The 17,291-nt window shown below is 66.8% G+C and carries 19 protein-coding genes and 1 tRNA gene; 11 read left to right on the top strand and 9 right to left on the bottom strand.

Annotation, left to right across the window (positions count from 1 at the left end; genetic code table 11):
* The first annotated feature begins 126 nt into the window (after positions 1 to 126).
* Positions 127 to 270 (top strand): hypothetical protein, encoded by a 144-nt coding sequence (locus tag ACZ48X_RS13595; protein ID WP_336349201.1) that lies wholly within the window; start codon positions 127 to 129, stop codon positions 268 to 270.
* Positions 271 to 407: 137 nt separating this feature from the next.
* Here ACZ48X_RS13595 and argS read toward each other — a convergent pair whose 3' ends face one another.
* Positions 408 to 2,159, bottom strand: coding sequence for an arginine--tRNA ligase (gene argS / locus ACZ48X_RS13590; RefSeq protein ID WP_336349202.1), 1,752 nt, complete (start codon positions 2,157 to 2,159; stop codon positions 408 to 410).
* 775 nt (positions 2,160 to 2,934) lie between these two features.
* Between argS and ACZ48X_RS13585 the strand changes: the two genes are divergently transcribed.
* Positions 2,935 to 3,549 (top strand): DUF7344 domain-containing protein, encoded by a 615-nt coding sequence (locus tag ACZ48X_RS13585; RefSeq protein ID WP_336349203.1) that lies wholly within the window; start codon positions 2,935 to 2,937, stop codon positions 3,547 to 3,549.
* Positions 3,550 to 3,614: 65 nt separating this feature from the next.
* Here the strand turns inward: ACZ48X_RS13585 and ACZ48X_RS13580 are convergent, their stop codons facing one another.
* Positions 3,615 to 4,796: a CBS domain-containing protein gene (locus ACZ48X_RS13580; RefSeq protein WP_336349204.1), complete on the bottom strand. Its 1,182-nt coding sequence runs from the start codon at positions 4,794 to 4,796 to the stop codon at positions 3,615 to 3,617.
* Positions 4,797 to 4,910: 114 nt separating this feature from the next.
* Between ACZ48X_RS13580 and ACZ48X_RS13575 the strand changes: the two genes are divergently transcribed.
* The gene (locus ACZ48X_RS13575; RefSeq protein ID WP_336349205.1) at positions 4,911 to 5,291 is read left to right on the top strand and encodes a cupin domain-containing protein; all 381 of its coding nucleotides are present in this window, start codon (positions 4,911 to 4,913) and stop codon (positions 5,289 to 5,291) included.
* Between the two features lie 77 nt (positions 5,292 to 5,368).
* Complete coding sequence (locus tag ACZ48X_RS13570) at positions 5,369 to 5,491, top strand: hypothetical protein (RefSeq protein WP_336349206.1); 123 nt, start codon at positions 5,369 to 5,371, stop codon at positions 5,489 to 5,491.
* 22 nt (positions 5,492 to 5,513) lie between these two features.
* Here the strand turns inward: ACZ48X_RS13570 and ACZ48X_RS13565 are convergent, their stop codons facing one another.
* Positions 5,514 to 6,527, bottom strand: a complete 1,014-nt coding sequence (locus tag ACZ48X_RS13565) for a hypothetical protein (RefSeq protein ID WP_336349207.1) — start codon at positions 6,525 to 6,527, stop codon at positions 5,514 to 5,516.
* Between the two features lie 129 nt (positions 6,528 to 6,656).
* Here ACZ48X_RS13565 and ACZ48X_RS13560 point away from each other — a divergent pair, with 129 nt between their 5' ends.
* The 7 genes from ACZ48X_RS13560 to ACZ48X_RS13530 all read left to right on the top strand — a co-directional run bounded on the left by ACZ48X_RS13560 (position 6,657) and on the right by ACZ48X_RS13530 (position 14,166).
* On the top strand, positions 6,657 to 8,711 hold the full coding sequence (locus ACZ48X_RS13560) for a DEAD/DEAH box helicase (protein WP_336349208.1): 2,055 nt from the start codon (positions 6,657 to 6,659) through the stop codon (positions 8,709 to 8,711).
* 141 nt (positions 8,712 to 8,852) lie between these two features.
* Entirely contained in the window at positions 8,853 to 9,593 is a 741-nt protein-coding gene (locus ACZ48X_RS13555) for a DUF7504 family protein (protein WP_336349209.1), read from the top strand.
* Positions 9,594 to 9,912: 319 nt separating this feature from the next.
* Positions 9,913 to 10,620 carry a DUF7504 family protein gene (locus tag ACZ48X_RS13550; protein WP_336349210.1) on the top strand — a complete coding sequence of 236 codons (708 nt, stop codon included), beginning with the start codon at positions 9,913 to 9,915 and terminating at the stop codon, positions 10,618 to 10,620.
* 123 nt (positions 10,621 to 10,743) lie between these two features.
* Positions 10,744 to 12,633 carry an SLC13 family permease gene (locus ACZ48X_RS13545; RefSeq protein ID WP_379761800.1) on the top strand — a complete coding sequence of 630 codons (1,890 nt, stop codon included), beginning with the start codon at positions 10,744 to 10,746 and terminating at the stop codon, positions 12,631 to 12,633.
* A 75-nt stretch (positions 12,634 to 12,708) separates the two neighbouring features.
* Positions 12,709 to 12,781: transfer RNA gene (locus tag ACZ48X_RS13540), tRNA-Pro, on the top strand.
* Positions 12,782 to 13,064: 283 nt separating this feature from the next.
* On the top strand, positions 13,065 to 13,562 hold the full coding sequence (locus ACZ48X_RS13535) for a hypothetical protein (RefSeq protein WP_336349211.1): 498 nt from the start codon (positions 13,065 to 13,067) through the stop codon (positions 13,560 to 13,562).
* Positions 13,563 to 13,722: 160 nt separating this feature from the next.
* The gene (locus tag ACZ48X_RS13530) at positions 13,723 to 14,166 is read left to right on the top strand and encodes a ribbon-helix-helix domain-containing protein (protein ID WP_336349212.1); all 444 of its coding nucleotides are present in this window, start codon (positions 13,723 to 13,725) and stop codon (positions 14,164 to 14,166) included.
* A gap of 11 nt (positions 14,167 to 14,177) precedes the next feature.
* On the opposite strand, the gene ACZ48X_RS13525 is transcribed toward ACZ48X_RS13530, so the two are convergent.
* The 6 genes from ACZ48X_RS13525 to ACZ48X_RS13500 form a co-directional block, all read right to left on the bottom strand.
* Complete coding sequence (locus ACZ48X_RS13525; RefSeq protein ID WP_336349213.1) at positions 14,178 to 14,846, bottom strand: hypothetical protein; 669 nt, start codon at positions 14,844 to 14,846, stop codon at positions 14,178 to 14,180.
* 175 nt (positions 14,847 to 15,021) lie between these two features.
* Positions 15,022 to 15,180: a hypothetical protein gene (locus ACZ48X_RS13520; protein WP_336349214.1), complete on the bottom strand. Its 159-nt coding sequence runs from the start codon at positions 15,178 to 15,180 to the stop codon at positions 15,022 to 15,024.
* Complete coding sequence (locus ACZ48X_RS13515; protein ID WP_336349215.1) at positions 15,177 to 15,938, bottom strand: LVIVD repeat-containing protein; 762 nt, start codon at positions 15,936 to 15,938, stop codon at positions 15,177 to 15,179. Before ACZ48X_RS13515 ends, ACZ48X_RS13520 begins: the two co-directional genes overlap by 4 nt.
* Positions 15,935 to 16,429: a hypothetical protein gene (locus ACZ48X_RS13510; protein ID WP_336349216.1), complete on the bottom strand. Its 495-nt coding sequence runs from the start codon at positions 16,427 to 16,429 to the stop codon at positions 15,935 to 15,937. Before ACZ48X_RS13510 ends, ACZ48X_RS13515 begins: the two co-directional genes overlap by 4 nt.
* Positions 16,422 to 16,724: a hypothetical protein gene (locus ACZ48X_RS13505; protein WP_336349217.1), complete on the bottom strand. Its 303-nt coding sequence runs from the start codon at positions 16,722 to 16,724 to the stop codon at positions 16,422 to 16,424. The genes ACZ48X_RS13510 and ACZ48X_RS13505 overlap by 8 nt, the downstream gene beginning before the upstream one ends.
* Positions 16,721 to 17,290: a hypothetical protein gene (locus tag ACZ48X_RS13500; RefSeq protein ID WP_336349218.1), complete on the bottom strand. Its 570-nt coding sequence runs from the start codon at positions 17,288 to 17,290 to the stop codon at positions 16,721 to 16,723. Before ACZ48X_RS13500 ends, ACZ48X_RS13505 begins: the two co-directional genes overlap by 4 nt.
* Between the last annotated feature and the right edge of the window lies 1 nt (position 17,291).

The following is a 17,291-nucleotide window of genomic DNA, read 5'->3' as shown; positions in this document are numbered from 1 at the left end:
CCGCTGACGTCGGTCGCGCGCCACTGCAGGTCCGGCCGCACGCACCCGACCGGCGACCGGACTGGGTCGTTCCACGGCGCTCTCGAACGGAAACGGCTTTCCCGTCCGACGTTCCAACGACCGTACATGGCTGACGACAACTCGATTCCGCTCTCGTGGATACTGCTCTTCCTGGTGCTCGTTCTCGGCGTCGGCGCCGGCGCCGTCATCTTCGTCGGCGGGAGCATCATGGCCAGCGGCGGCGTCATCGCGCTCCCGCTACTCGGCTAAGCGCTCCCGCGACGTCGGCGTCGATGGACGCAGGTGGGGCGTCGAGAGCGCGTCGTGTCGACATCCGGGAGCGGTCGCCACGCCGGACGGTCGAACGAACGGGGGAGAGAATCGAGAAGGGTCGCGTCGCCAGTTGCTTACATCGAGTCGGGTGCGGCGACGCCGAGGAGCGCGAGTGCGTTCGCGATCGTGTTGCGGGCGGCGGCGACGAGCGCGACGCGTGCCGCGCGCAGCTCGGGGTCGTCCTCGCTGAGGACGGGGCATTCGCGGTAGAAGCCGTTGAACGTCTCCGCGAACTCGCGCGTGTACGTCGCGACGTTGTGCGGTTCCAGTGCGTCCGCCGACGCTTCGACGACCGCGGGGAACCGCGCGATCGTCCGCAGGAGGTCGCGAGCGGCCTCGTGTTCGAGCGCGCTCGCGTCGAACTCGGGTACCTCGTCGACCTCGTCCAGGATGCCGCAGGTGCGAGCGTGGACGTACTGGACGTACGGCGCGCTCTGCGCTTCGAAGTCGAGCGCGCGGTCCCACTCGAACGTGATGGTCTTCGTGAGTTGCTTCGAGATGATGTCGTACCGGACCGCGCCGATACCGACCTGATGGGCGATGCGGTCGACGTCCTCGTCGGTGAGGTCGTCGTCGCGGATGCGGTCCTCCATGCGGTCCTCGACCTCTCCGCGCGCACGGTCGACGGCCTCGTCGAGCAGGTCGTCGAGGTCGACGCCGGTGCCTTCGCGCGTCGACATCCCGAGCCCGCCGGGGAGGTTCACCCACGAGAAGATGACGTTCTCCAGCTGGCTCGTGTCGTTCCCGAGCAGGTCGAGCGTCGTCTGGAGTTGCTCGGCCTGGAGCTTGTGGTCCTCGCCGAGAACGGTGACGGCGCGGTCGTACTCCTCGAACTTCCACTCGTGGTGCGCGAGGTCCCGGGTCGTGTAGAGGCTCGTGTCGTCCGACCGCAGGAACACCATGTTCTTCTCGATGCCGTGCGGCGAGAGGTCGAGCTGCCAGGCGTCCTCCTCGTAGACCGCTTCGTCGAGTTCCTTGAGGCGCGCGACCAGGTCGTCCGTGGAGCCGTCGAACATGAACCGCGACTCCTTGACGAACTCGTCGAACTCCGCGGGCAGGCGCGCGAGGCACTCGCGCATCCCCGACAGCACCTGGTCGACGACCTCGGTGACGCGCTCGTGGACGTCCTCGTCGCCCGCCTCCAGGCCCTGCATGATCGCCTGGATCTCCGCTTCGGCTTCCTCGACCTCGTCGGCGGGACCGTCTTCGAGGAACGCGTTCCCCTTCCGGTAGTACCGGACGAGGTCGTACTCGATGCGGTCGCGCTCGGGCTCGCTGTCGAGATCTTCCTCGTCGAAGTGCTCGTACGCCCACGTGAACACCGCCATCTGGCGGCCGGCGTCGTTCACGTAGTAGTGCCGGTCGACGTCGTACCCCGCGAAGTCGAGGACGTTCGCGACCGCGTCCCCGACGATGGGGTTGCGGGCGCGCCCGACGTGCACGGGCCCGGTCGGGTTCGCGCTCGTGTGCTCGACGACCGCGGACTCGCCGGTGTCCGGCAGGCGCCCGTAGTCGTCGCGCTGGCCGGCGTCGAGCGTCCCCGCGTAGTACGCGTCGCTCGGCAGGAAGTTCACGTACGGCCCCTGGGTCGTGATATCGGCGACGTACTCGATGTCGTCCGCGTCGAGGGCGTCCGCGACCTCCGCGGCGACCTGCGGCGGCGGCGCACCGGCCTCGCTCGCCAGTCGGAACGCGACGCTCGAGGCGAGGACGGCGTCGACGTCTTCCGGCGGTTCCTCGATACCGAGGTCGTCGGTCGGATAGTCGAGGGCGGCGAGCGCGTCCGCGAGCGCGTCCTCGACGGCCGACCGGAGTGTCAGGAACATACCCACCGGTTCCCCGCCGTCGCCTAAAGGGGTTACTGAACGGCTTGCACGCCCGCTCGCGGGAGCCGGGCGTCGGTTCCGCGCATCCGGGTTCGGCGTCTCCCTGTCGGCCCCCTTTCACTCGACGCTCTCCGCCCCGTCGATTCCCGTGCGCCGGACGCTCTCCGCCCCGTCGATTCCCGTGCGCCGGACGCTCTCCGCCCCGTCGATTCCCGTGCACTCGTGATCCACGGTATCTGGATCGGCGGTGTCGTTCGGGCCGGGTGTCGGGGGCGTCGTGTCGTTGATGGGCGCGCTCGTGCATTCGTGGGTTCTCTGCCGCGTCCGACCGACGCCTCCTCGGTTCTCCCTGCGGCGAGCGCGTCGACGTCGGTGGCCGGGAGGGACGTGTGGGCGAACGACCGCCACCGACGTTGTGAGAGGAGTTCGATCGGATAGGTTGGTGAGCTCAACGGGTCGTAATCGCCCGTGTCGGTCCGCATTCGGCCGACAGTAGTACCACGGTTGTTCCGAACAGCGCGACGGTGCGCGCCATCGGCGGTCGCGGACAGTGCCGTCGAGGACGTCGCGTAGACGCCTTTTCGTGGCGGGGTTCGCCCGTCGTCCGACGGTTCCCTGACGGGGATTGGATGGTAATTATCCCATACTCGTCGCGAAGTCTTTTCAGGCAGCACTATCTGGCTGGAATTTTTCGAAACCCGACAGGGCATGTGTGGTAAAGTCACACAATTAAGCAGTGCCGGGGATACTGTGTGTTCGTCCGGGGGGACATCCGATGAGCAAAGCACAATCGAAAGGGGGAGTCGATACCGCCACGTCGTCCGACGGCACGGGAGCGGACGTGGACGGCAGCACGACCGATAGCGCGGGGACACCGACGGACGACGAGGTGTTCGAGTTACTGGCGAACCAGCGTCGACGGTTCGTCCTTCACTACTTGCGGCGACGACCCGACGAGTGCGTGTCGCTGTCGACGCTCTCGGAGGCCGTCGCCGGCTGGGAGCACGGCGTCGACCCGGCGGAGCTCGACTACCGGGAGCGTAAGAGCGTCCGGAACTCGCTCCACCAGTTCCATCTCCCGAAGCTCGACGACGCCGGTATCGTCGCGTACGACGACGACGGCGACGAGATATCGCTCCGCGACCCCGTCGTCGTGGACGCGTACCACGCGGTCGCGGGCGCCGACGACGCGGTCCCGTGGACGGCGTACGTGGTCGGTGCGGGCGCTGGCGCGGTCGGCGTGCTCGTGCTCGCCGCGACCGGCGTCGTCGAAGGGGTCGTCGCCTGGGTGCTCGCGGTGCTCGCGGCGGTCGCGGTCACGGCGGTGCACTATCACGGGCGAAGAACGGGACGGGACGTCGACGGGCCGCCGCCGGAGTGCGGAGAGTAATCGCTCGTCAGTCGATCCGGCTGTCGGGGTCGGTCATCACGCGATCCGGCTGTCGGGGTCGGTCATCACGCGATCCGGCTGTCGGGGTCGTTCGCGGGTTCGGTCGTCGACCCGGTGAGCCGGCCGCTCTCCTGGATGACGTTGAACGCGGTGACCAGGTCGGTTCGGGAGACGAGGCCGACGAGGTCGTCGTCCTCGATGACGAGGAGTCGGCCGACGTTGCTGCCCTGGATCTCCTGGAGGGCGTCCATCGCCGCGGCGTTCGGTTCGATGGTCTTCAGTTCGGTCGTCATGACGTCACCGACGGTGTACGCGTCGCGCTCGACGGGTTTGACGTCCTTCGCGTCCGCGAGCGTGACGACGCCGACGAGCGTGCCGTCGTCGAGAACCGGATAGCCGGTGTGGCGTTCGCGGAACATGCGTTCGACGAGTTCCGCGACGCTCGTCTCCGGCGTCACGGTGTGGAGGTGTTCGCGCGTGGTCATCACGTCCGCGACGGTGACGCCGTTGAATACCGCCTTCATCACGACCTGCTGGCTCTCGCCGCTCGCGCCGATGTAGATGAAGAACGCGATCCCGATCATGAGGAGCTGCGTCGTCAGGAGCCCGAACAGGCCCAGCAGGACGGCGAAGCCCTTCCCGACGCTCGCCGCGATCTGGGTTGCCTTGGCGTACGGGCGGTTCCGCGCGAGGAGTGCGCGGAGGACGCGCCCGCCGTCCATCGGGAACCCGGGGAGCATGTTGAACACGGCGAGCGCGACGTTCATCACGGCGAGGTACGCGACGACGAACGCGACCGCTGCGAGGCTCTCGGGGACGAGGAACGCGACGGCGACGTACGCGAGCGCGCCGAGCGCGACCGAGACCGCTGGGCCGGCGATGGCGACCGCGAGTTCTTGCTTCCAGTCCTCGGGCATCTCCGAGAGCGCGGCGATACCACCGAAGATCCAGAGCGTGATGGAGTCGATGGTGTACCCGTACCGCATCGCGGTCAGCGAGTGCCCGAGTTCGTGGAGGACGACGCTCGCGAACAGCCCGATGGCGGCGGCGCTCCCGACGAGCCAGCGGACGTTCTGGCCCTCCAGCGCGCCGGCGTCGATGGCGACCCGCGGGAGCTGGTTGACGAGTTCGACGGTGCTCGCGACCTGGCCGGCGATGAGGTACGCGAACAGCGGGAGGACGAGGAGGAAGGTCACGTCCAACTTGATCGGGATGCCGAACAGCGACCCGATGCGGTAGCTTCGCATACGCACACGTAGCGGTGGAAGGGGCTTAAATCGCCGGCCACGCTGGCACGGTCGGCGCGCAAGCGCCGTCCTCGACGACGCGGTTTGAAGTACGGTCGTGGCGAACGGTCGACCATGAGCGAGAGCGACGCGGCGACACCGGTGATTCGACGCGGCGAGGACGTCGAGTACGAGGCGGTGGATGCGGCCGATGGCCTGGAGAAGGGCGTGCTCGTGGACGAGAGCGATGGTGCGCCGAACTTCGCGATGCGGCGGTTCACGCTCGCGCCCGGGAGCGAGGTGCCGGAGCACACGAACGCGGTCGAGCACGAGCAGTACGTCCTCGAGGGCGAGTACGTCGTGGGCATCGACGACGAGGAGTACGAGGTCAGCGCTGGGGATTCGCTCCTCATCCCGGCGGGGACCGTGCACTGGTATCGGAACGAGAGCGACGAGCCGGGGGCGTTCATCTGTGTCGTCCCGAACGGCGACGACACCATCGAACTCGTCGAGTAGGAGCGGGTGCGGTCCGGTTGGCGTGGGTTGCGGTTGCGACCGGCACCCTTTTGTTTCTTTAGGCCAGCCTAAATCGTATGGACGAGCGAGACGTTCCCGGCACGACGCGCGCCCGAACCAGCCTCGCGCTCTTCGCGGCAATCTTCGGGTTCGGCGACCGCAGTGGCGACGTGCGAGCGGACGGCGGCGAACGCGACTGACGGCCGCCGTCGGCGGTCGCGGTCAGGGGTCGAGGTAGAGGTTGAACACGTACCAGTCGCCGTCGTAGGACGCGACCGCGCCCCTGAAGTCGACGCGCTCGTCGTACTCGTCGGCCGGCCGCAGGTCGTCGGCGATACCGAGGTCGTCGAGGACCGTCGAGAGCGCGTCCGAGACCGGTGGCTCCTCCTCGTACCGCTGGCCGGATTCCTCGTCGACGGCCGCGTCGAGAACCTCGCGAACGGCGTCCGAGGGGTCCTCGAACCGGGCGTCGGGGACGGTCTCCTCGACGTGGACCTCGAGTTCGCTCCGCGTCGACGCGACGCGCTCGACCGCGAACGTGCGCTCAGGGACCGACACCGTCCGCTGCTCGGCGACGACGCGATAGTAGTCGTCGTAGTAGTCCACGTACTCGAACGGCGGGTCCGGAACCAGGTCGCTCTCCTCGACGGACACGTCCCGATGGTACTGGACGGGGCGGAGGCCGTCGACATCGGGTTCCCCGAGGAACCCGTCGTTGCCGGCGTAGACGGCGTCGAGCGCGGCCTGGAGTATCTCGCGGTCGCGCTCCGATAGCGAGTCGAACGGCTCGCTTCGGACCGTCGCGTCGCTCGGCGGGTCCTCGTCGGTGCGCTCGACCGCGAACAGCCAGCGGTCGCGGTCGACCTGACGCGTCCGCTCGACCGTGACCGCGTGGAACGCGCCCTCGTGCTGGAGGAAGGTCGGTCGCAGCCGGACGTCGTCGCCCCACTCGTCCGGTTCGACGAGCGGCCACTGGACCGCGGTGACGCGCCCGGTCCCGAACAGTTCGTCGAGCCAGTCGCGCTTGGTCGCGGCGTCGTAGTCGAGGCGGGTGCTCGCGCGGACCGCCGTCGGGTCGGCGACCAGGAGGTGGCTCGCGAGCGAGCCGTCGACGTCGTCGGCGTGCAACACGTACCTGTCGCCTGCGCCGATGCTCACGCACCCGGCGCCAGCGGTCGCGCTGGCGCCGGCGAGCGCGCCGGCCGAACGGAGGAGGGCGCGTCGAGAGGACGGCATGAGTCGTCCGGAACGTGCCAGCAAACTGGTATACGTCTTGTGTTCGCTGGCGCGTCGACCCACGGAGACACTGGTGGGCGCTAGCGTGACTCCGAGAACCTGAAATACCCGGGTCAAGTAGAGTCTCGCGTGTCAAAGCAGGTCCAGCGCGTCGACACGCTGTTCCTCCACGAGCGCGGCGACCGGTACGACGTCGTCGTCCAGTCTGGTGGGGAGCGTGCGCTCCGCGGGAAGCTCGAACCGAAGGAGACGTCGGCGGGGCCCCGCCCCGGGAAGTTCCGCGTCGTCGACGGCTCCAGCGAGGACCCACGGTCGCCCGACGAGTTCGTGGACCTGGCGCGTCGCGCCGACCGCATCCGCATCAGCGAACAGACCAGCCAGCCGGCGCGCGACGAACTCCGCGAACTCCTCGACGGCTACCAGCTGTCCGCGAAGGTCGTCCGCACGTGCCGGTACTGCGCGACCGACGGCCGGTACTCGCCGATAACGAGCGACACCGCCATCAAGGCCGGCCGCGACGAGATCTGTCCGGACTGCGCTCGCGCCGAACTCGAGCAGGAGCTCGCGTTCCACGGCGAGTTCACCGCGGACGCGAAGGACCGCCTGGAGGAACTCATGGTCGACGTCCGCGACCTCGGCCGCATCAAGAACCTCCTCGAAGGCCAGCTCGACCCGGACCTGACGAAGTTCGACGAGATATCGGCGACCACCGACGACATCGACCTCGTTGGCGTCGACACCCTCGACCTCCACCCGGGCATCCAGAACCACCTCGAAGGCCGGTTCGATACCCTGTTGCCCGTGCAGAGTCTCGCCGTCGAGAACGGGCTCTTCGAGGGGAAAGACCAACTGGTGGTGTCCGCGACCGCGACCGGGAAGACGCTCGTCGGCGAGTTGACGGGACTCGACCGCGTGCTGAACGGCCAGGGGAAGATGCTCTTCTTGGTGCCGCTGGTCGCGCTCGCGAACCAGAAGCACGAGGACTTCCAGGAGCGCTACGGCGACATGGTCGACGTCACCATCCGCGTCGGCGCGAGCCGCATCAACGACGACGGGAACCAGTTCGACCCCGGCGCGGACGTCATCGTCGGCACGTACGAGGGCATCGACCACGCGCTCCGGACGGGGAAGGACCTCGGGGACATCGGGACGGTCGTCATCGACGAGGTCCACACGCTCAAGGAGGAGGAGCGCGGCCACCGGCTCGACGGCCTCATCTCGCGACTGAAGTACTACTGCGAGAACCGGTCGGCTGCACGACCAAGCTACGGCGGGGCGCAGTGGGTGTACCTGTCCGCGACCGTCGGGAATCCCCGCGAGCTCGCGGTAGGACTGGAGGCGAACCTCGTCGAGTTCGAGGAACGTCCGGTGCCGATCGAGCGTCACGTGACGTTCGCGAGCGGGAAGGAGAAACCCCAGATAGAGAACCGGCTCGTGAAGCGCGAGTTCGACCGGGAGTCCTCGAAGGGGTATCGCGGGCAGACGATCATCTTCACGAACTCGCGACGGCGCTGTCACGAGATAAGCCGGAAGCTCGAGTACTCGTCCGCGCCGTATCACGCCGGGCTCGACTACGGTCGCCGGAAGACCGTCGAGCGGAAGTTCGGGAATCAGGACCTCGCCGCCGTCGTCACGACCGCGGCGCTCGCGGCCGGTGTCGACTTCCCCGCGAACCAGGTCATCTTCGACACGCTCGCGATGGGTATCGAGTGGCTCTCCGTTCAGGAGTTCGAGCAGATGCTCGGGCGCGCCGGCCGCCCGGACTACCACGACCGCGGGAAGGTGTACGTGCTCGTCGAGCCGGATTGCGCGTACCACAACTCGATGGAGATGACGGAGGACGAGGTCGCGTTCAAGCTCCTCAAGGGCGAGATGGAGGACGTCCTCACGAAGTACGACGAGGACGGCGCGGTCGAGGAGACGCTCGCGAACGTCGCCGTCGGTGGGACGGACGCGAAGCGGTTGAACGACCGGATGCTCGGCGACATCCCGACGAAGCACGCCGTCGGGAAGCTCCTGGAGTACGCGTTCATCGACGGGTTCGAGCCGACGCCGATCGGGCGCGTCGTCTGCTCGCACTTCCTCACGCCGGGGGACGCGTTCACGATACTCGACGGGGTCCGGAAGGACGCGCATCCGTACGAGATCGTCGCCGATATCGAACGCAAGGACGCCGACCTCTAGCCGGGGCGCGGTTCGAGACTGCGAAGTCGTAAAATCAGCTCGGCGTTCGGCCTAGAAATAGTCGTTCCTGGCCACCAAAGAGGCCAGAAGTATCAAGTAAAAGCTTCTCAATCTTCTAACAAGCGGAGGCTGGGGTTCATCATGGAAGGCATACATATCGACGATGGCGCGCACAACGTGCTGGTGACGACGGACGACGTGGATACCTGCACGGCGTGCCTGGACGAGGGGAACCCGGACCACCGAGCGGAGTTGACCGTGACGTATCCGAACGAGTCCGCGGAGCAAAGCGGGTTCGGTGACCACAGTCGGATGCAGCCCGCGAAGAAGGGCCTCATCTCCATCGGGGACACGATGCGGTCGGCGACGGCGGCGAGCGGGAGCGGCCCGGATTTCACGGGTGCGGTCGCGCAGGACGCCATCGCCGACCCGACGAACCTCCAGCGGCTCGGGACGTCCATCAGCGAGTTCTGTCAGCGCTGGGACGACAGCGGCTACGACATCTACGTCTGCTTCGATTCGCTCTCGGCGCTCCTCGAGTACACCTCGCCCGAGGTCGTCTTCCAGTTCTGTCACGTCCTCACGAAGCGACTGGAGTCCGTGGACGCGACCGCGCACTTCCACCTGGACCCGGAGAGTCACGCGGACGAGACGGTGGCGACGTTCCAGTCCATCTTCGACCAGGTCGTCGGCGAGGAGACGGAGGCGTCGACGATGGACGTCGACTACGAGGAGGCGAGCGACGACGACATCGCGGCGCTCGCAGAGGACTGGAGCGAGGAGGCGTCGTACTCGATCGTCGGCGGGACGTACGACCGACCGGACGAGGTCACGGAGGCGACGGACGACGACATCGAGCAGACCCTCGCAGAGCGCCTCTGAGAACCCCCGATACCCCACATTCCTCGCGGTGCTTCCGGCCGATTCTCTCGGCCTGGTCGACCCACCAGAGTCGTTCGGTTTTCGTTCGCCCGCGCAAGTCTCGTTCGCCCGCGCAAGTCTCGTTCGCCCGCGCAAGTCTCGTTCGCTCCCGTGCGCTCGGTCCGTCGGTTCGAACGAGCGACCGACACCGGCATGGGTACCCAACGTCCAGCAAGCGAATAACCAACAGAAATCACCGTAGCGGCGCTCTCGGGCCGGAAACCATTTACTTACGGTCTACGTGAAACGTTACGAACCGGCCACCAACCGGGGGTATCTGATGACCGACCGAACCGAACCCGAGAAAGCCGTCCTGCTCGTCGACGAAACCCTCGACGACGAGGACGGCGAACACTGCGACGAACTCATGAACGTCGCCGACGCCAGCGACCGCGCCGAGCTGTTCGTCACGTTCCCCGCGGACGCCACCGACCGCGTCGGGTTCGGAACAATCGGCATGGGGCGCCAGCCCCACAAGCGCGGCATCGTCGTCGTCGGCGAAGTCGTCGGCGCCCACGCCGACGAACCCGACTACGACGACCCCATCGCAGAGGACCACGTCGCCAGCGCCGACGACCTCCGCGCCCTCGGCCAGTCCATCAGTCGCTTCTGTCAAGAATGGCGCGACCGCGGCCACGCGATCGGCGTCTGCTTCGACGGGCTCGGCGACCTCCTCGACGCGAACGACCCGGAAGCCGTCTTCCAGTTCTTCCACGTCCTCACGAACCGCCTCGAGACCGTCGGCGCCACCACGCACGTCCACGTCGACCCCGACCGCGTCCCCGAACGCACGCGCCTGACGTTCGAACAGCTCTTCGACGAAACCGTCCACGAAGAGGTCGAACTCGACGCACTCATCCCGACGAGCACCGGACGCGCGAGCGACGACGACGTCGCCAACGCCATCGGCGGCGACGGCGGCACCAGCACGCACCGCTCCACGAGCGAAGCGAGCGACGACGACATCGCCGACGCCCTCCCCGACTGACCCGCCGCACCAGGCCACAGCCACCAGCGGCAAGCACCCACGTGCGAAGAACCTGCGACCACAACCCTCGTCAGCCCCGCCGACTTCCCTAGGTTTTAGGCAGCGACTCCCGTCGACACTGGCGTGGTCGCACTCACGCCCGAGATACTCGTCGTCTTCCTCGTCATCGCGGGCGCACTCGCGCTGTTCGCAACCGAAGTCGTCCCCGTCGACATCACCGCACTCGGCGTCGTCGTCGCCCTCCTCGTCGTCTCCGAAGGCAGCCAGTACCTCCAATCGGTCGGCGTCATCGCCGACAGCGTCGTCCTCGTCACCCCACAGCAAGGCATCAGTGGGTTCGCGAGCACCGCCACCATCACCGTCCTCGCGATGTTCATCCTCTCCGACGGCGTCCAACGCACCGGCATCGTCGGCATCCTCGGCCGGAAGATGGCCGCGTTCACGAAAGACGACGAGAACCGCCAGCTCGGCGCCACCATGACTCTCGTCGCCCCCATCAGCGGCTTCATCAACAACACCGCCGCCGTCGCCATCCTCCTCCCGATGGTCACCGACCTCGCACACGACGGCAAGACCTCCCCCTCCAAACTCCTCATCCCCCTGAGTTACGCGTCGATGTTCGGCGGCACCCTCACCCTCATCGGCACCAGCACGAACATCCTCGCGAGCGAACTCGCAGCCGGCCTCTACGACCCCACGGACGCCCGGTTCATCGGGCTCGAAGGCGGCTTCAGTATGTTCGAGTTCACCGCACTCGGCGCCATCGTCACCGTCGTCGGGTTCGTCTACCTCTTCACCGTCGGCCGCCTCCTCCTCCCCGAACGCATCAAACCACGCGCCGACCTCACCGAAGAGTTCCAGATGGCGGACTACCTCACCGAAGTCGAAGTCCGCGAAGACTCCCCGATCATCGGGCAGACCGTCCGCGACGCACTCGTCCAGACGGACTTCGACGTCGACCTCGTCCAACTCATCCGCGGCAGCGAGACGTTCCTCGAACCACTCGGCCCCAAAACGATCCAGGCCGGCGACGTCTTCGCGGTGCGCACCGACCGCGACACGCTCGTCGAACTCATGGACGCCGAAGGCCTCGACCTCCTCGCCGACGTCACCGTCGACGAAGCCGAACTCGAAACCGCAGAACGCGCCGAGAACCTCGTCGAAGTCGTCGTCGCCCCCGGCAGCTCGCTCGTCTCCCAATCCCTCCGCACGAGCGCGTTCCGCCAGCGCTACGACGCCACCGTCCTCGCCCTCCGCCGCGGCGACGAACTCTTCCGGAAACGCATGGACAACATCGACCTCCGCGTCGGCGACACCCTCCTCGTCCAAGGCACCGCCGACAGCATCGAACGCATGGACGCCAACCGCGACTTCATCGTCGCCCAAGAGATCGAACGTCACGACTGGCGCGAAGGCAAGATCCCGGTCGCACTCGGTATCGTCGCCGCCGTCGTCGGCGTCGCCGCCGCCGGCATCCTCCCCATCGTCGCCAGCGCACTCGCCGGCGCCCTCGCGATGGTCCTCACCGGCTGCATCAAACCCAGCGAACTCTACGACGCCGTCCAATGGGACGTCATCGTCCTCCTCGCCGGCGTCATCCCCCTCGGCATCGCCATGGAAACCTCAGGGGCCGCCGCACTCGTCGCCGACGCCCTCGTCGACGCCGCGAACGTCCTCCCCGCTATCGTCATCCTCGGCCTCTTCTACGTCCTCACCGCCGCCCTCACGAACGTCATCAGTAACAACGCCAGCGTCGTCCTCATGATACCCGTCGCCGCCGAAGCCGCCGTCACCCTCGACGCCTGGGCGTACCCCTTCATCCTCGCCGTCACCTTCGCCGCCAGCACCGCGTTCATGACGCCCGTCGGCTACCAGACGAACCTCTTCGTGTACGGCCCCGGCGGCTACAAGTTCACCGACTACCTCCGCGTCGGCACCCCCCTCCAGGCCATCTTCGCCGTCGTCACCACCCTCGGCATCTACTTCCTCTGGGGCCTCCAACCGCCCGCCTAGACCGACGGGCTCACCGCGAGGACGCCCCACCCGGAACGAAACCCTTACCACCAAACCAACCGAAGGAGTAAGCGAGGGCTGGTGGGTTAGCCTGGTATACTTCGGGCCCTGGGAGCCTGTGACGCCAGTTCAAATCTGGCCCAGCCCACTCTGAATTAATATTTTTTGGGCGATTAGCTAACAGCTCGGCCGTTCTAAGGCGGTGGTTTGCATGAGCGTCGAGCACTCCAACGAGCCCCAGATCTGCAACTTCTGTGGGCACCGGATCGACGAGCCGCTGAAGCGGTGTCCGGCGCTCGACGAGGGGGTGTGTCGCCCGTGAGACGACACTGTCCGCACTGCGGCACGCGGATGGTCACTGTCACCACCCGCGGCGGCCTCACCCGCCGCGAGTGCCCCGAGGGACCCCACGGCGTCGGAGGTGACTCGGCGTGAGGGTCGACCGCCACGTCGGCCGCGACGGCGTCGAGAAAGCCCGCAACGCGCTCGACAAGCGCCTCGCACCGCCGACGATGACCTTCCCCGACGACTGGACCATGTCCACCGCCTGGGAACGTGCTCAGCGCGCAGCCGCCATCTGCGCGCCCACCGGCCCAGCCGCCTTCCGCGTACTCATGGGGTACATCGACCACGACGGCCACGGTGACGAGCACGAGGTTACGTTCACCATCTACGACGGCGACCTCGTCGCAGACTGTTCCTGCGCCGGGTTCTCGCACCCGCCACACCGCCACTGGTGCGCCCACGTCGCTCGCCTCTGGTGGGAGTGGGTCCGCGACGACCTCGCCGTCACCGACCTCGACACCGGGAGCATCCACACCGCCCCGCCCTGGTGGCTCCGCGTCGACGACCACGACGCACCCACGCCAACCAGCGCGTCGCGGGGCGTCGCGCGCACCGACGGAGGTGAACCCCAGTGGCGCGACTGAACCAACACCGACGACGGTTGGCCACGCGCAGGCGGAAAGTGCGCGCCCGCACACGAAGCCCGGACTCCCCCACCCCAGGGGGTTCTATTAACGGATGCAATCCCCACCGCCGTCCTGCTATTAGCACCCCCCGATTCGCTATTAACGAGGTGGGTACCTGATGGCGCGCCCCACTGACTCCGGCCCCGGCGCCACCGTCTCCGCGTCGTCGGTCCCGCAAGAGCTCGTCGACGAGTTCGACGACTGGGTCGACCGCGGCGACCGCTTCGACTCCCGGAGCGAAGCCATCCGTGGCCTCATGCGCAACGCCGTCGGCAGCACCCCCGAGTACATGACGCCACTGGAGCCACCGCGTAACGAACGCCTCGCACGCGGCTACAAGCGCCTCTGCCAGGCCGCGAACAAGAACGGGGTCGTACGTCGGGACTCCGCTCGAAAGGCGTGCTCAAACGGGCCACAAAACCTCAGCAAGCAGGAGGTCGACGCGCTCGTGCTCAAACCGCTCGACCGGCGCGGCTACATCACGCTCCAGTCGAACGTCTACGGGGACAGCGCCTGGAAGATCGTCGGCTGGGAAACCGACGGGGAGTGCATCAACCGATAATCGATACCCAATCAGATTTCGACAGAGTTGATGAACTCCCTGGCCTCGCGTTCCAGAATAGACTTCTTGATATTCGTTCCCTCGTCATCGTAGGCGGCTCCGATTGCTACACCCTTTCCGGAGGGAAGCTCGCCTGTTACGAGAATTGCTTCGAAGTCTGGGTCTTCTTTGAGCCACTGAGGGCTGTACTTGTAACCCTGTTTTTCTGCGGTAACGTCCGTCAGATTCAGAGAACCGCTGTATGAGAGTCCATACTCTGACCAGTTGTTCCAGAAGCTGAACTGCCCATGCTTGATCCGCTGGGAGCTGAGTGCTTCATTGAAGGCTTTCTTTCCACCCTTTCTGATATCGTCGCCGAATGGGGGATTCCAGCCGAACATCCCTGATTCTCCCGGATCGACTGTAGCAGCGAATAGCGCGAGAATTGGGAACTTTTCGTTATCCTCGGTAGCGACGTAGTTCAGGTTCGAATCATGGGGGAATCCAAACCATCCGTTGTAGAATACGTCTCCTCGGGATTGCTGTACGTTTCTTACACGCCATCCATTTTGCTTCACGCGAACATGCTCTACCGGTCGACTCGGAAGATTTGAGTCACTATCGGCAGCGGCGGCTCCTATTCCACCAAGACTGAGGGCACACACAGTCCCGTGCTTGAGGCACTCCCTTCTGGATTTCATATGATTCGCAACTGCCGCGAAACACAAATGCTTTGGGCTGAAAATTTGGAAAAAGTGGAAACAGAGTGGACTTCCTCTTGGATTTTTCCAAGACCTTTGGAAAATCCAGATTATTTTTCGGGAGAGGGTTAATCGAGAGAGAATTAGAGATCGGGGACCGCGTTGAGATACCTCGTTATTCCCTGCGGTCTCCGTCCTGTGTCCTCTCCGGCGGTTTGTACGGGAGCTTCACCACGAAGTGCCGGCCGAACCCGCGCAGGCGCTCCATCGCGAACTGGAACGGCACGAACAGCCCGAGCACGAACGCCAGCAGGTGCGTCGCCTCGACCATCATCCCGAGAGCGACTCCTCGAACTTCATCAGTCGGTGCGACCCGCCACCGTCGTAGTCCCGAACGAGCAGGTGCGTGTCCGAGACGGCGTGCCCGAAGACGTAGTTCTGGGCCTTGAACGACGGCACGCGGACGCCCATCGGGACGAGATCCGGGAGCGCGGTCGCGTCGAACGCCAGAACCGTCGGCGCTCCTGGCCGTGCGAACGCGTAGATCACGCCGTCCGCAATCATCAGGTGCCGGAGATCGACCCGAAGGTCCGTGTTCGGCGCACCGTTCCAGGCCGCCATCCGCCCCGCGTCCAGCGTGTCACCCGCTTCGAGCGGGTCCGACCGGTCCAGGACGTTGACAGGCGTGTTCCCGCCGAGCGTGACCGCGTAGTTCTCCGTGACGGTGATGTCGTCGTTCACGAACGAGTAGCTCCCCACCGCCCCGAACGTCCCGTCCGAGTTGACGGGGACGACCTTGTAGCCGCCCGAGAAGTAGACGTGCTCGCCACTCGGGGAGACCGCTGGGGTCGCCTGGGCGCTGTTGTCGTCGCCGATGTCCACCGAGTCCGCCAGCAGCGGGTTCGCCGGGTCCGTCATGTCGAACACCCGCGCCGTCGTCCCCTCGTGCTGGTAGAGGTAGTCACCGTCCGGCCCGAACGCCATCTCGCCACCCGTCGGGATGGGCGATCCGTCCGGTATCTTCGCGACGAACTCCACGTCAGGACCCGCCGAGTACCCCGACGACGGCACGGGCTTGCCGAACCCCGTCACGGCCAGGCCTCCACCCACACAGTTGGGTCACTCGTCGCCGAATCAGCCCGCACCACGCCCATCGTCTGGGTCTCCACGGGGATGCCCTCGGCGTGCTTGTCCTGCTTGCGGTACTCGATGACCCGGTTCGCGTTCCCCTGTGGCTTGAACGCCACCTCCACGGAATCCGTGAATCGGAGATCGACGCTCGTCGCCTCGAACCCGAAGTCGAGCCGGCCCTGGTCGTCGGTGACGTCCTCGGGCGGCCCGCTCTGGGTGACGGTGAACTGCTGCGCGTAGTACTGCGTCCCGCTGTCCTCGTCGGTGTACTCGCTCTGAGCGTCGTCCAGCGCCTCGACGAGTTCCTGGCCACGCTGTTCCAGCAGGAGCGCGAGCAGTAACCGGTCGGTGTCGCTCGCGAAGACGTCCGACACCCACGAGTTCACACCGACGCCGTACTCGTCGAGCAGCGCCTCGATGTTCGACCCCGGTCCGGCAGTCGTCCTAACCATCGGTCGACCCCCCGAGTACGGCGACGCGCCGGCGCGTCTCGACCACGCGCTCCTCGAGTTCGTCGACGCGCGCCTCGACGTCCTCCAAGGCCGCGACGAGTCCGTCGCTTTCGACCTCGTCCTCGCCGGCGACGACGCGATGGGCGGTCTCGGCGGTCGACTCGATGCGTTCGAGCTTCCGCGAGTTCCGCGCCGCCAGCACCACCGACGCCGCAATGAGTGCTGCCGTCACCGGGTCGCCGCCCGTCGCGGTCATCACCCACGACACGAGCGTCGCGAACACGCCAACGCTCACGACCCGCCACCTCCGGCGGCCGTGTTCGCGAGTTCCAGCGCGGGACCGGCGGCCGTCAGCGCGTACAGCACGACGATACCGCCGAGCACGTAGCCGGGATGTGCGACGAGCCACCCGAGCGGCCCGCCGAGCTGGGACCCAGCATCCTCGAAGGTCTGGGCTGCGGCACCAGCGTAGCCCTGTTCGCGGGCGTCGTCGGCGGTCTCCCAGGACTGCTGGCCGGGACCGGCGGTGTTCCCGGGTTCGCTATCGACCAGCGAGTGCAGGCCGAGCGCCCCCCGCGTGAGGAAGCTCTGGTCGTCGCCCTGGAACTCCTCACCGAAGCCACCACGAAGGCCGCCGCCAGGGGTATCGTCGAACTGCCGGCCGATCGCCTCGTCGACCGACCCGCTCAGATGGTCGAGCGTCCCCGCCGCGCCGTCGACCAGCCCACCACCGGCCTCGTCGTCGGTCGCCCTCGCGACGGACTCGTCGACGCTCCCGGCCGCGTGGTCGGCCACGCCCGCCGCCGTCTGGTAGGCGCCACCGGCAGCGTTGGCGAGCCCGCCCAGGAATCCACCAGGCATC

Source organism: Halorubellus litoreus (genome assembly GCF_055378595.1).
This window is presented reverse-complemented; position numbering and strand designations above follow the sequence as displayed.

Coding starts and splice junctions, on each gene's coding strand:
- ACZ48X_RS13520 (WP_336349214.1), bottom strand. CDS start 15,180: ATGATGGTCGAGGCGACGCACCTGCTGGCGTTCGTGCTCGGGCTGTTC.
- ACZ48X_RS13585 (WP_336349203.1), top strand. CDS start 2,935: ATGAGCAAAGCACAATCGAAAGGGGGAGTCGATACCGCCACGTCGTCC.
- ACZ48X_RS13595 (WP_336349201.1), top strand. CDS start 127: ATGGCTGACGACAACTCGATTCCGCTCTCGTGGATACTGCTCTTCCTG.
- ACZ48X_RS13525 (WP_336349213.1), bottom strand. CDS start 14,846: ATGAAATCCAGAAGGGAGTGCCTCAAGCACGGGACTGTGTGTGCCCTC.
- ACZ48X_RS13580 (WP_336349204.1), bottom strand. CDS start 4,796: ATGCGAAGCTACCGCATCGGGTCGCTGTTCGGCATCCCGATCAAGTTG.
- ACZ48X_RS13510 (WP_336349216.1), bottom strand. CDS start 16,429: ATGGTTAGGACGACTGCCGGACCGGGGTCGAACATCGAGGCGCTGCTC.
- ACZ48X_RS13555 (WP_336349209.1), top strand. CDS start 8,853: ATGGAAGGCATACATATCGACGATGGCGCGCACAACGTGCTGGTGACG.
- ACZ48X_RS13550 (WP_336349210.1), top strand. CDS start 9,913: ATGACCGACCGAACCGAACCCGAGAAAGCCGTCCTGCTCGTCGACGAA.
- argS (WP_336349202.1), bottom strand. CDS start 2,159: ATGTTCCTGACACTCCGGTCGGCCGTCGAGGACGCGCTCGCGGACGCG.
- ACZ48X_RS13575 (WP_336349205.1), top strand. CDS start 4,911: ATGAGCGAGAGCGACGCGGCGACACCGGTGATTCGACGCGGCGAGGAC.
- ACZ48X_RS13570 (WP_336349206.1), top strand. CDS start 5,369: ATGGACGAGCGAGACGTTCCCGGCACGACGCGCGCCCGAACCAGCCTC.
- ACZ48X_RS13565 (WP_336349207.1), bottom strand. CDS start 6,527: ATGCCGTCCTCTCGACGCGCCCTCCTCCGTTCGGCCGGCGCGCTCGCC.
- ACZ48X_RS13530 (WP_336349212.1), top strand. CDS start 13,723: ATGGCGCGCCCCACTGACTCCGGCCCCGGCGCCACCGTCTCCGCGTCG.
- ACZ48X_RS13500 (WP_336349218.1), bottom strand. CDS start 17,290: ATGCCTGGTGGATTCCTGGGCGGGCTCGCCAACGCTGCCGGTGGCGCC.